Here is a 12,056-nt window from a genome sequence, read left to right as displayed (position 1 = left end):
TGGGGCGGACCAGTCGCTGCGCGGCGTCGTCACCAAGCTCAGCATGACCGAATACCGGCTTCACATGCAGTTTCGCGACGCGCGCGCTGGGACGGTGGTCGGGAGCTTTGCGACCGACATGCGCGTCGGCGCCGACTATTCTTGGCCCCGGGCTGTCGACTGGCTGCTGGAGAACAAGGTGCTGAACTCCGCCAGGTAAGGTCGCAAAGAGCCGGTTGATAAAGCTCCCTAGGGTCGCACGAGCGCCGGCGATATCCTAGAGGGTCGCCGCCGCTGGCTGTTCGGGCTCCGAGACTCCTTGCCCCGAGCTGCCACCAGGGGCAGGGAGCTCGAGCGGCGCGACAATCGCGAGCGCGCCGACGTTGCAGGGGCTTAAAATCAGCGGACATCCGCGGCGCGACCGGGCCACCAAGTCTCACGTGAGACGTTCTGGATGTCTCACGTTCCGCGGCTGTTCTCATGTCGGGAACCAAGACCCCTAGAGGTTCTTGGTGAGCGCGCTGGGACTCGAACCCAGGACCTACAGATTAAAAGTCCGTTGCTCTACCAGCTGAGCTACGCGCTCCCGCGACGCGCTGCGTCGCGGGGCGTCCTCTAGCATCTCATTCGCCGCTGCGCGAGCCTTGAGGTGGACGACCTGCGCCGTCACGAAATCCGATCACCCGAATCCTGAACTGCAGCGCGCCGTCGTCACGCGAACTGTCGAGAAGCTGAGCGCCGAATTCGCGGGCGGCGTTCGGAATGTCGATCGCGGCGAGCGGATCGTCCGCAAGCACGAGGAGCGTCTCATCCGCGGAGGCGGCGCGCAGCGCCTTCAGCGTCCGCAGCGCCGGCAGCGGACACTTCAGGCCACGCAGGTCGACGGTGACCTCCCTGATGTCGCTCATGAACCTGCGCTGCGCTGTAAACGAATGCCTGAAGCTCGCGATCCCGCGGCGCGAGGGACGTCAGATCGACCGCTGAGCGGTTGGAAGTCAAAGGCTTTTCCGCTGACGCATCATAGCTTGGCGTTCGCGCGAGCCGAACCGCGCACGGCGCCGGCGCCGCGCGGCGAGCCGGGCTTGGCGCGGGCTTTCAATCACTGTCTTCTCAGCTATTGATCGGCGCCTTTCCCGGCGGCCTCTTGCGCGGCCCTGCAGCCTCGCGTGAGGATCGCCGAGGAATTCGAGCCTTCAGGACTGTCTGGAGGGATTCGCCGCAGCGTCTTGGAGGCGCACTGGCTGCCTATGAGCGATCAGCTCGAAGTCACGTTCTTAGCCACGCGCGTCCGGAGCCGGACCCGCTCGGGCGCTCCGCGGCGCGGCCTTGATGACCAAGGCGCCTCCGCGGGGTTCGAACAGATCCCGGCCGGATCTCGGGATGGGGCGCGCTCGTGAGCTGGCTCAAGACCTTCTTCAAGAGCGCATTCGAGACTGAGACCGAAGAGGAGCAGGACGACGGCGATCTCGCCGCATTGCTCGAGTCCGCCTCCAAGGCGGCCTTGAAAGGCGATTACGAGACCGCCGTCGCGATGTGGCGGCCGCTTGCGGAAAGCGGCGTGGCGCGGGCGCAGAGCAGTCTCGGCGCCTGCTACCTCGAGGGCCTTGGGACGCCGCGCGATCCTGCCGCCGCGGCGGAGTGGTTCCGGAGCGCCGCCCACGCCGGCGACGCCGTCGGCCAGCGCAACCTCGCCGCGCTCCACTTTAGAGGCGAGGACGTCCCTCAGGACGATGAGGAGGCGCTGCGCCTTTACCGGCTCGCCGCCAAGAGCGGCGACGCGGCGGCGCAGGACATGCTGAGCTGGATGCTGCTGGAAGGGCGGGGGGCCGATTCAGATCCGGTGGAATCACGTCGCTGGGCGCTCGCCGCCGCCGAGCAGGAGGTGGCGACCAGCATGGCGCGGCTCGGCCTGATCGCGCACAACGCTCTTGGAATGGAGCGCAACTCCGAGGAGGCCGCGCGCTGGTGGTACGAAGCGGCGCGTCGCGGCGATCCGGACGGACAGGCAATGCTGGGCGCGGCGCTGCATCTTGGGGCGGGCGTCGAAAAAGACGACCGAGCGGCTCTGATCTGGCTGCTGCGCGCGGATGACGCGGGCAGCTCCCTGGCTGCTCCGTTCCTTGCCCCTGTCCGCGCCGCGTTGCCTGCGGAACAGATCGCCGAGGCCGAGCAGGCGGCTCGGCGCGTTCCGGGCCCGACCGAAGTCGAGGAGGCCGGATGATCCTCGTCGCCGGCCTTGCCCACTGTGGCGGCGTTGCGCTTATGGGGGCGCTGACGGCGTCGACGCTGTCGCGGGGAAACGACGGGCGGAGCCGCCCGCTCCGGATTCACGAAGGCGCGCAGCAGCCATGACGAAGGTCGCCTCCACCACAGCGCCTCCGCTGTCCCTAGCGAGCGATATCTGCAGCGATCCCGGCCTGCTCTCGGTGGTGGCCGCGCAGGAGCGGGCGGCGGCGCTGATCGCAGGTCCGGTCGCGTCGGAGCTGGGCGCGCTCGGCGGCCTGCGTGGCCGCATCTCCGCCGAGGACGTCGTAAGCCCGACGCCGCTGCCGCCGTTCGATCATTCGGCGATGGACGGCTACGCGGTCGCGAGCCTCGGCCTCGAACATGTGGTCCGAAGCCGGCTCGCGGCGGGCGCGTCGGGAGCGCCGGAAGCGCTTCGGCCGGGCGAGGCGGCGCGCATCTTCACGGGAGCGCCGCTGCCGCCCGGCGCTGTGGCGGTGGTGATGCAGGAGCGCGCGCTCCGGGACGGCGACCGAATCCGCCTGGAGTTCCAGCCCGAGATCGGCGCGAACATCCGGCGCCGCGGCGAGGACGTCGCGGCCGGCGACGTGATCGTCCCGGCCGGCGTGCGGCTGGATGCGCGCCATCTCGCGATCCTGGCCTCCGCCGGCGTCGAGGCTGTCGCCGTAAGACGGCCGGTCGTCATCGGCCTGATGTCGACGGGCGACGAATTGCTGCGGCCGGGCGAGCCGCTGCGACCGGGCCGGATCCACGACGCCAACCGGCCGATGCTGGCGGCGATGCTGGCGCGGCCCTCGCACGAGGTGGTCGACCTCGGCGTCGCGCCCGACGATCGGCAGGCGCTCACGAAGCTGCTGCTCGATGCGGCCGAGCGCTGCGACGCCATCGTGACCAGCGGCGCGACTTCGGTCGGCGAAGAAGACCACCTCGCGGCCGCGGTGTCGGCGGCCGGCGGCCGGCTTGATCTCGCGCGCGTCGCCCTAAAGCCAGGAAAGCCGGTGGTCGTGGGCAATGTCGGCCGGGCTGTCCTGATCGGTCTGCCGGGAAACCCCTTCGCGGCTCTGGTCGCTCATATGCTGATCGGCCGCGCCGCGCTCGAACGGCTGGCTGGCCTGTCGCCTCGACCGCTGCGACCGCTGCCGGCTGTGGCGGCTTTCGGCCAGCGCGGCCCTGGCGCGCGCACCGAGTTCGCGCCGGCTGCGCTGCTTGGCGCGGACGCCCGGGGCGTTCTCAGGGTGGAGAAACTCGGTCGCGGCGGCTCCGCGCGCCTCGCGCCGCTGATTGCGGCGGACGGTTTGGCCGTGATTCCTGCCGGTCGCGACGAGATTCGCCCGGGAGATCCGATCGGATTTCTTCCGTTCGAAGCCGCGCTGCAGCTCTGACCAAAAAAAACCGCCCGGCAAACGGGCGGCAGGCTCTTCTGCGCTTGGCGACGCGCTCAAAACCATCGCGACGCCAGGAGGGGATTGCCCATACAACAAGCCGAATGAGGCCAAGTTCCGACGCGCTGCACATTTATTGTGACGCCGATGCTTGATGGGGCGCCTAGATTGTCTCCGCAGGCGCCTCGCGCGGAAGCCGGGCCAGCAGCGCGAGCAGCGCGCGGTCGTGCAGCACGACCGTCTTTTCCTTCGGAGTGAGCCAGGCGACGGCGTCGCCAAGATATTCGGCCTCCGAGAGCTTCGCGGCCGCCATCACCCGGTCGGTTTCGATCGCGCCTTTCGGTCGGCGCGGCGCGGGCGGCAGCATCCGCTCGTGTTCAGCGAAGAAGCGTCCGTCGCCATGGATGGCCACCAGCGCCTCGGCGTCGTCGACGCCGCCTTCGGCGAGCGCGGCGGCGTTGGCGCGCGCCGCCACTGCGATCTCAGGCGCGATCGTTTCTTCGGGGATCAGCATCAGCCCCAGCCGCCGGAGCGCGAGGCCGGAGCCGAGATGGCCGGAGAGCCAGGACAGCGGGATCGCGAGCAGCAGCCCGGCGATGGTGGGCGACATCCAGGCGACGAGCGACGGGGCGATCGCTGCGCCGGTCACCAGCGTCACGACGCCGAGTGCGGTGTGCCAACGGTGACGCTGGACGATGGCGGAGAACGGGATCGAGCCGTCGTCCCGCCGCTGCGGGTTCCATCCCGTGGCGCGGCCGGCGAGGATCTGGAACACCGAGCCGGACTGCACCAGCATCATGATCGGCGCGAACAGCGACGACAGGATCACCTCCAGCACGGAGGAGGTCAGGATGCGGATCGTGCCTCCGCCGGCGCGCCGCGAGGGGCCGTGCAGCAGATAGAGCAGCAGCCCGAAAACCTTCGGCGCAAGAAGGATCACCATCGTGGCGCCGAACAGCGTCAGCGCGCGCTCCGCGTCGAAACGCGGCCATGCCGGGAACAGCGAGAACTCGTCGGTGAAATATTCCGGCCGGATGAACTTGGACTGCAGGGCGAGTGCGATGCCGCAGAGCAGCATGAACATCCAGAACGGCGAGGCGAGGTAGGAGAAGATGCCGTTGAGGAAGTGATAGCGGCTGAGCGGGTGCAGGCCGCGGGCGTTGAGCAGCGCCGAGTGCTGCAGATTGCCCTGGCACCAGCGCCGGTCGCGCTGCGCCACGTCGATCAGCGACGGCGGGCTCTCCTCGTAGGAGCCCTCGATCCGGGGCAGCATGTAGACCGCCCAGCCCTTCCGCCGGATCAGCGCCGCCTCCACGAAATCATGGCTCAGGATGAGGCCGCCGAACGGCGGCTTCCCGGGCAGGTCCGGAAGGCCCGCGCCGGAGGCGAAGGCCTCGGTGCGGATGATCGCATTGTGGCCCCAGTAATTCCCGTCGCGGCCGTACCAGACGGTGATGCCGGACGCGATCACAGGGCCATAGACGCGCGAGGCGAACTGCTGGACGCGGGCGAACAGCGTGTTGCGGTTGATGACGAACGGCAGGGTCTGGATGATTCCCGCGTCCGGGTCGGCCTCCATGGCGGCGGCGAGCGCGATCACCGCGTGCCCGGTCATCAGGCTGTCGGCGTCGAACACCAGCATGTGGTCGTAGGCGCCGCCCCAGCGCGTGACGAAGTCCTCGATGTTGCCGGCCTTGCGGCGGTGGTTCTTGGCGCGATGGCGGTAGAACACCCGCGCGTCGGGACCCAGCAGCTCGCGCAGCCGCAGGAAGGCGCGCTCCTCGGCGATCCAAACGTCCGGGTCGGTGGTGTCGGACAGCAGGAAGCAGTCGAAATGATCGGCGAAGCCGAGCCGTTGGACGTCCTCATAGGCGGCCTGGACGGCGCCGAAGACGCGGCTCGGCTGCTCGTTGTAGATCGGCATCACCAGGGCGGTACGCGTCGTGAGCTTCTCCGGAAGGTTGGGGCGCGCAAGCGCCGGCCGCCCGAGCAGGGCGAAGAAGCCGATGACGCTGCTGATGAAGGCGAGCGCGATCCAGGCGAAGTTGATGACGAACAGCGCCAGCAGCGCCCACTCGAGCACGGTGACGCCGCCAACCTCGACGACCCGGTACATCTCGCGCGCGCCGAGTCCGGTCACCACGACTGCGCCGACGCTGACGAACGCCCGGCTCGCCCAAGGCGTGCTCCATGCCTCCGGCCGCGCGCGCGGCCGAGCCTGATCGCGCGACCAACTCCGAAGCGGTTGCGCCGGCATGGCGAGCGGCGCTTCCGGCGGCATGGCCTCGGGCGTGTTGACGCCCGGAACGCCAAGCACGGCGCGATCCTCGATTACGCGGTCCATCTATAGAGCCAGGTCTCGCTGATCGGGCCGCCGTCCGCCTCCAGCACCATTCGCAATTCGCAGAGCTCTTCTCCGGCAGGGTCGAGGTCGAAGGTCACCCGGTAGCCCTTTATCTCCGGATTGGGGCGGCCAAGCGGCTCGATCACCTTACCGGCCGATGTCGAGACGTTGGGCCGGATCATGGCGGCGCGCGCCGGGTCGGCCACTGCGTCGCCGGCGAAGTCCACGACGAAGCGGCGGCGTCTGCCGCCTGCGCCGCCGGTCGTGGTCCCATAGACGATCGCGCCGCCCGGGCGATCCGGAGGCGTCCAGCACCAGTGCATGCGGTACGCCATGGAGATCCGTGAACCCGGCTCCATGGCGGCCTTCGGGCGCCAATAGGCGACGATATTTTCGTTGATGTCGGTGTCGGTCGGGATCTCGAGGAGTTGGAACTGACCGTCGCCCCAGTCGCCGATCGGCTCCACCCAGACGCTCGGCATCCGGTCGTAGCGACGACCGAGGTCGTTGTAGGCCGGAAAGCCGCGCTGGCGCTGCAGCAGGCCGAAGCCGCGCGGGTTCTTGTCAAGAAACACGCTGATCTGGAGATCGCCGGGGTTGTTCAGCGGCCGCCAGACCCACTCGCCCGCGCCGTTCCAGATCTGCAGCCCGTCGGACCGATGCACCTGGCCGCGCACGTCGTCCACGCCCGCGCGATCATTCGGGCCGAACAGGTACATCGACGTCATCGGGCCGATGCCGACATGGCCGAGCGTCTCCCGCGGGAACAGCGTCAGCTCGACGTCCACCACGGTGATCTCGCCCGGCCGCAGCGTGAAGCGGTAGGCGCCGGTCAGCCGCCGGCTGTCGAGCAGCGCGTGCGCGACGAGGCTCGATGCGCCGGGGCCGGGCTGCTCGATCCAGAAGGCGCGGAAAAGCGGGAACTCCTCGCCGTTCGGCTCGCCGGTGTCGATCGCGAGACCGCGCGAGGAGGTGCCGAAAATCTGCCCCCGCGCCAGCGCGCGGAAGATCGTCGCGCCCTGGAATGTCGCGAAGTCGCGAAATTCCTCGGGCCGGTCGAGCGGGGCGCGCGCGTTGAAGCCTGAAAACGGGAACGGTTTGTCGGCGGGCGGCTTGGGCGCCTTTCCGAAGTCAAACCACGTCGGCTCCTCCGGCAGCATCCGGACCCGTCCATCGTCGACCGTCGCGATCCGGACGGGAGACCGGTAGATGAATCCGCCCGGCAGCAGGTCGAGCGTGAACCCGCGGTTCTCGTTCGCCCAAGGCGCGCGCTCGGGCAGCATCCTGATGGTCCGGAAGACGTCGAGCGGCAGGTCCGCATAGCCGTCCGGCAGGAGCGAGCGCGGCGCCTCGAAGCCACGGGTGGCGAGCAGGCGCGCATGCTCCTCGAGCGCCTCCCGGCTGAACGGGGCGCCATCGGCGTACAGGTCGGGCGGCGAGGGCGCAGGCGCGGGTTTCGGCGCGGGCTCCTGCGCCCGCGCGGCGGCGCTAAACAGAGCGGCGACGGAAACGCCGGCGCAGAAATCCCTACGGTTCATCGGCGTGGCGCATCAAGCGGCGCGGGTCGAAATCGGGGGCATGACTGACGTCGGATGATGTTGCGCTCCCACGACAAATCCAGTGTTGAGCGGATGCGCTAAGTCGCCCCAGTCGCGCGACCGCCCGGGGATCAAGGCCGCATCAGCGGCTCCCCGCCGAAGATCGTCGTATCGCAGGCAAAACCCTGATCCGCAAGGGTCGCGCAAGCGTGATCGGCCTCCGCGCGGGTCGCGAACGGCCCGGCGACGAGATCCACCAGCGCGCCGCCGTTCTGGCGGAGCGCCCGCGGGCTGAGCTTTCCCAACGCCTGCGGATAGCGCGCCGCAAGCGCTCCCCAGCGCCGGCGCACCGCGTCGATCGAAGCGTCGGGCCCAAGCGAGACGCCGAACTGTTCCCCCTTCGCCTCCGCTCCCGCCGGTTTGTGGATGGAGCCGGTCACCTCGGGCGAGACGCCGGCGCGCGCAGCGAGCTTGAGTTCGCCGAGGCCTCGCTCCAGCCGCGCCACCCGCTCTGCGAGCTCATCACGCTGCGCCGTCAGTTCGCGCAGGTTCCGCCGCAACTCCTGCGAACCGTCGGCGGCGATCAGCCGTTCCGTGGGCGCTCCTCGCGCTGTCCACGCGGTCGCCCCGGCGGCCGCGAGGGCGACGACCATGAGCGCGCCCCAGATCACTGCGGGCGACGCGGGCGAAAGCCCGTCTTCGGAGTGTGGCCGCTCGTCATAATGGCGATAGTCCAAGCGGCGGCTCCTGCGCGTCGGTTACGCCGCGCGACAATAGCTGAGTCGCCGGTCTCGCTGATGCCGCAGAAGCTCGGGTGTTGCAGGCCGCTGCGCGAGACGCCACTGTCGCGCTCCATCCCCGCTTCGACGGTTCGTCGCCGCCGCCTCTTCGAGTTTTTGATGACCTCGCCTGATCCGCATCGCCGCTGCCTGACCATCGTGCTCGCCGCCGGAGAAGGCACGCGCATGCGCTCCGAACTGCCGAAGGTCCTGCACAAGGCCGCCGGCCGGAGCCTTGTCGCCCACGTGCTGGCCGCAGCGACGGAGGCCGGCGCGGGGACGCTCGCGGTCGTGGTCGGGCCCGGCCGTGACGACGTGGCGCAGGAAGTCGCCCGCGCGGCGCCGGGCGCGCGGGTTTTCGTGCAGGCCGAGCGGCGGGGTACGGCCCACGGCGTGTTGGCCGCCCGCGAGGCGATCGCGGAAGGTTTCGAGGACGTGCTGGTCGTCTATGGCGACACGCCGCTCGTGCGTCCCGAGACCCTGCGCCGGCTGCGCGCGCCGCTCGCGCATGGCGCTTCGGTGGTGGTGCTGGGATTCGAGGCCGAGGATCCGACCGGCTATGGCCGGCTGATCTCCGACGGCTCCAATCTGGTCGCGATCCGCGAGGAGCGGGACGCGAGCGAGGAAGAGCGCGCGATCAAGCTCTCGAACGCCGGCCTGATCGCGATCTCGGGCGCCTGCGCGCTCGAACTGCTGGAAAGGATCGGCGACGACAACGCCAAGCGGGAGTTCTACCTCACCGACATCGTCGAGGTCGCGGTGAAGCGCGGCCTTGCGGTCGAGGCCGAAGCGGCCTCCGAAGCCGAGGTGCGCGGCGTGAACACCCGCGGCCAGCTCGCGGAGGTCGAGGCGGCATTTCAGCAAAGGCTGAGATCAGCCGCCATGGAGGGCGGCGCCACGCTGATCGCGCCCGAGACGGTGTTCTTCTCTCACGACACCAGGCTTGGCCGCGATGTGATCGTGGAGCCGAACGTGGTGTTTGGCGCTGGCGTCACGGTGGCGGACGGCGCGGTGATCCACGCCTTCAGCCACCTCGAGGGCGCCAGCGTTGGGGCCGGCGCGTCGGTCGGACCTTTCGCGCGGCTGCGGCCGGGAACGCGCCTCGCGGCGGGCGCCCGGGTCGGCAACTTCGTGGAGGTCAAGAACGCCGAGATCGGCGAAGGCGCGAAGCTCAACCACCTTTCATATGTCGGCGACGCCTCGGTCGGCGCGCGGGCCAATCTCGGCGCCGGCACGATCACCTGCAATTACGACGGGGTCGCCAAGCACCGCACCACCATCGGCGCGGACGCGTTCATCGGCACCAATTCCTCGCTGGTCGCGCCGGTCACGATCGGGGAGGGCGCCTATGTCGGCACCGGCAGCGTGGTGACCGACGACGTGCCGGCGGACGCGCTCGCGATCGCGCGGTCGCGTCAGGTGACCAAGCCGGGCCGGGCCGCCAAGCTGCGCCAGGCGTTCAGGGTGCGGCGCGACGGATAAGCCCTCGTTTGGCCGCGTTTTCGCGGCGCTGCTTCAGCCGCCGCTAAGCACTCGCGTGCTATCACGGGGCGGCGGGACGACCTGGAGAGCTGAGCGGCATGTGCGGCATCGTTGGGATTCTGGCGCGTGAGGCCGTCGCCCCGCAGCTCGTCGACGGGCTGAAGCGGCTGGAATATCGCGGCTATGATTCCGCGGGCGTGGCGACGCTCGAGGACGGGCGCATCGTGCGCCGGAGGGCGGAAGGCAAGCTGCGCAACCTCGAGGCGGCGCTCGCCGCCGCGCCGCTCGGCGGCCGTTCCGGGATCGGACATACGCGCTGGGCGACCCATGGCGCGCCGACGGAAGCGAATGCGCATCCGCATGCGACCGAGACGGTGGCGGTCGTCCACAACGGCATCATCGAGAATTTCCGCGAACTGCGCGACGAGTTGACCGCGCAAGGAGCGGCGTTCTCCAGCCAGACCGACACCGAGGTCGTCGCTCATCTGGTGAGCCAGGCGCTCGCGGCCGGCGCGAGCCCCCGCCTCGCGGTCCAGCAGGCGCTGAAGCGGCTGCGCGGCGCCTTCGCGCTCGCCTTCCTGTTCGCCGGCGAGGACGACCTGCTCATCGGCGCGCGACGGGGCAGCCCGCTCGCGATCGGTCATGGGACGGGCGAGATCTATCTCGGCTCCGACGCGGTGGCGCTCGCGCCGTTCACCGACGAGATCACCTATCTGGAGGACGGAGACTGGGTCGCGCTGACGCGCGGCGGCGTTGAGATCTTCGACGAGGCCGGCGGGCGGATCGAGCGCGAGACCGTGCGGTCCTCGGTCGCCTCGGTGATCGTCGACAAGGGCGCGCACCGCCACTTCATGGCGAAGGAGATCGCCGAGCAGCCGGAGGTGGTCGGCCACACGCTGGTCCGGTTCATCGACATGACCTCCGGCCGCGTCCGGCTCCCGGAAGGCACCGATTTCGACTTCTCCGGGCTCGACCGGCTCGCGATCTCGGCGTGCGGCACGGCCTACTATGCCGGCCTCGTCGGCCGTTACTGGTTCGAGAAGTTCGCCCGGCTTCCGGTCGACATCGATATCGCCTCCGAGTTCCGCTATCGCGAGCCGCCGCTCACCCCCGGCGGGCTGGCGCTGATGATCTCGCAGTCCGGCGAGACCGCCGACACGCTGGCGACGCTCCGCCATTGCCGGGCGCAGGGCATGAAGATCGGCGCGGTCGTCAACGTGCCGACCTCGACGATCGCACGCGAGGCCGACGTGGTGTTCCCGACGGTCGCCGGCGTCGAGGTCGGCGTCGCCTCCACCAAGGCGTTCACCTGTCAGCTCGCGGTGCTGGCCGCGCTCGCCATCAAGGCCGGCCGCGACCGAAAAGTGCTGTCCGCGGAGGACGAGGCCAAGCTCGTCGCGTCGCTGATCGAACTGCCGCGGCTGATGGCCGAGGCGCTGCATCTCGAGCCGCAGATCGAGAAGCTCGCGCACACCTTCGCCAAGGCGCAGGACGTGCTCTATCTCGGCCGCGGCACCAGCTATCCGATCGCGCTCGAGGGCGCGCTGAAGCTCAAGGAAATCTCCTACATCCACGCCGAGGGCTACGCCGCGGGCGAGCTCAAGCACGGGCCGATCGCGCTCGTCGACGAGAACGTGCCGGTGGTGGTGCTCGCGCCCTACGACGCGCTGTTCGAGAAGACCGCGTCCAACATGCAGGAAGTCGCGGCGCGCGGCGGCAAGATCGTCCTGATCACCGACCGGGAGGGCGCGGCCCATGCGGGCGAGACCTTCGCGACCATCGTGGCGCCCAAGGCTTACGCCTTCGTCAGCCCGCTGATCTACGCCATTCCCATTCAGCTTCTCGCCTATCACACCGCCGTCTTCATGGGCACGGACGTCGACCAGCCACGGAACCTCGCGAAGTCCGTCACGGTGGAGTGAGAGTGTCCGCCGGCGGCCCGGCTTGCGGCCGCGACGGCCTCGTCCCGACGTAGAGCGCTCCTGCGGCCATCAATGCGGCGGTCGAGACGATGGCGACCGGCGGCGCGCCCGACACGCTCACGAGCGCGAGCGAAGAGCCCATCCCGGCAAAGGCCGCGATTTTCGCCCGGACCGGGATGACCCTGTCGCGCCGCCAGGCGACCACCGTCGGTCCGAGTCGGGGATGCTCGAGCAGCCAGCGCTCGAGCCGCGGCGATGAACGCGTGAAACAGCCGGCCGCGAGGATCAGGAACACTGTTCCGGGCATCAGCGGCAGGATCAGACCCGCGACGCCGAGGCCGGTGAGCGTCACTCCTCCTGCCAGCCACGCGGCTCGCGCAACACGG

At 69.8% G+C, this 12,056-nt stretch carries 10 protein-coding genes and 1 tRNA gene; 5 read left to right on the top strand and 6 right to left on the bottom strand.

All coding sequences use genetic code 11. The features are described 5' to 3' along the window. Positions 1 to 199 (top strand): DUF2380 domain-containing protein (locus VM780_RS11980; protein WP_325447565.1); only part of this gene is annotated, 199 nt, incomplete at its 5' end. A gap of 290 nt (positions 200 to 489) precedes the next feature. Here the strand turns inward: VM780_RS11980 and VM780_RS11975 are convergent. Together VM780_RS11975 and VM780_RS11970 are read right to left on the bottom strand one after the other, a co-directional pair. Further along, positions 490 to 565, bottom strand: a tRNA-Lys gene (locus VM780_RS11975). A 37-nt stretch (positions 566 to 602) separates the two neighbouring features. Next, positions 603 to 887, bottom strand: coding sequence for a sulfurtransferase TusA family protein (locus VM780_RS11970; RefSeq protein ID WP_325447563.1), 285 nt, complete (start codon positions 885 to 887; stop codon positions 603 to 605). 566 nt (positions 888 to 1,453) lie between these two features. On the opposite strand from VM780_RS11970, the gene VM780_RS11965 reads away from it, so the two are divergent. After that, entirely contained in the window at positions 1,454 to 2,200 is a 747-nt protein-coding gene (locus VM780_RS11965; protein WP_414652817.1) for a tetratricopeptide repeat protein, read from the top strand. A gap of 127 nt (positions 2,201 to 2,327) precedes the next feature. After that, complete coding sequence (gene glp / locus VM780_RS11960; protein ID WP_325447559.1) at positions 2,328 to 3,605, top strand: gephyrin-like molybdotransferase Glp; 1,278 nt, start codon at positions 2,328 to 2,330, stop codon at positions 3,603 to 3,605. A 163-nt stretch (positions 3,606 to 3,768) separates the two neighbouring features. Here the strand turns inward: glp and mdoH are convergent, their stop codons facing one another. From mdoH to VM780_RS11945, 3 genes are all read right to left on the bottom strand, one after another. Then, a complete protein-coding gene (mdoH, locus tag VM780_RS11955) occupies positions 3,769 to 5,949 on the bottom strand; it encodes a glucans biosynthesis glucosyltransferase MdoH (RefSeq protein ID WP_325447557.1) in 2,181 nt (726 codons plus the stop codon). Further along, positions 5,937 to 7,487: a glucan biosynthesis protein gene (locus VM780_RS11950; protein ID WP_325447555.1), complete on the bottom strand. Its 1,551-nt coding sequence runs from the start codon at positions 7,485 to 7,487 to the stop codon at positions 5,937 to 5,939. Before VM780_RS11950 ends, mdoH begins: the two co-directional genes overlap by 13 nt. 131 nt (positions 7,488 to 7,618) lie before the next feature. After that, positions 7,619 to 8,224, bottom strand: a complete 606-nt coding sequence (locus tag VM780_RS11945) for an SPOR domain-containing protein (RefSeq protein WP_325447553.1) — start codon at positions 8,222 to 8,224, stop codon at positions 7,619 to 7,621. A 162-nt stretch (positions 8,225 to 8,386) separates the two neighbouring features. Here VM780_RS11945 and glmU point away from each other — a divergent pair, with 162 nt between their 5' ends. After that, a complete protein-coding gene (gene glmU, locus VM780_RS11940; RefSeq protein WP_325447551.1) occupies positions 8,387 to 9,748 on the top strand; it encodes a bifunctional UDP-N-acetylglucosamine diphosphorylase/glucosamine-1-phosphate N-acetyltransferase GlmU in 1,362 nt (453 codons plus the stop codon). Positions 9,749 to 9,846: 98 nt separating this feature from the next. Continuing rightward, on the top strand, positions 9,847 to 11,670 hold the full coding sequence (gene glmS, locus VM780_RS11935; RefSeq protein ID WP_325447550.1) for a glutamine--fructose-6-phosphate transaminase (isomerizing): 1,824 nt from the start codon (positions 9,847 to 9,849) through the stop codon (positions 11,668 to 11,670). On the opposite strand, the gene VM780_RS11930 is transcribed toward glmS, so the two are convergent. After that, the gene (locus VM780_RS11930; protein ID WP_414652813.1) at positions 11,657 to 12,022 is read right to left on the bottom strand and encodes a YbaN family protein; all 366 of its coding nucleotides are present in this window, start codon (positions 12,020 to 12,022) and stop codon (positions 11,657 to 11,659) included. The two genes, glmS and VM780_RS11930, sit on opposite strands and share 14 nt — an antisense overlap. Between the last annotated feature and the right edge of the window lie 34 nt (positions 12,023 to 12,056).

Source organism: Hansschlegelia sp. (assembly GCF_035538955.1).
Classification (GTDB): Bacteria; Pseudomonadota; Alphaproteobacteria; order Rhizobiales; family Methylopilaceae; genus Methylopila.
The sequence above is the reverse complement of the archived record's forward strand: the minus strand, read 5'-3'. Positions and strand labels throughout refer to the sequence as shown.

What these genes read in the sequence shown, in the direction of transcription:
- VM780_RS11970 (WP_325447563.1), bottom strand. Translation starts at nt 887, where the DNA reads ATGAGCGACATCAGGGAGGTCACCGTCGACCTGCGTGGCCTGAAGTGT.
- glp (WP_325447559.1), top strand. Translation starts at nt 2,328, where the DNA reads ATGACGAAGGTCGCCTCCACCACAGCGCCTCCGCTGTCCCTAGCGAGC.
- mdoH (WP_325447557.1), bottom strand. Translation starts at nt 5,949, where the DNA reads ATGGACCGCGTAATCGAGGATCGCGCCGTGCTTGGCGTTCCGGGCGTC.
- VM780_RS11950 (WP_325447555.1), bottom strand. Translation starts at nt 7,487, where the DNA reads ATGAACCGTAGGGATTTCTGCGCCGGCGTTTCCGTCGCCGCTCTGTTT.
- glmU (WP_325447551.1), top strand. Translation starts at nt 8,387, where the DNA reads ATGACCTCGCCTGATCCGCATCGCCGCTGCCTGACCATCGTGCTCGCC.
- glmS (WP_325447550.1), top strand. Translation starts at nt 9,847, where the DNA reads ATGTGCGGCATCGTTGGGATTCTGGCGCGTGAGGCCGTCGCCCCGCAG.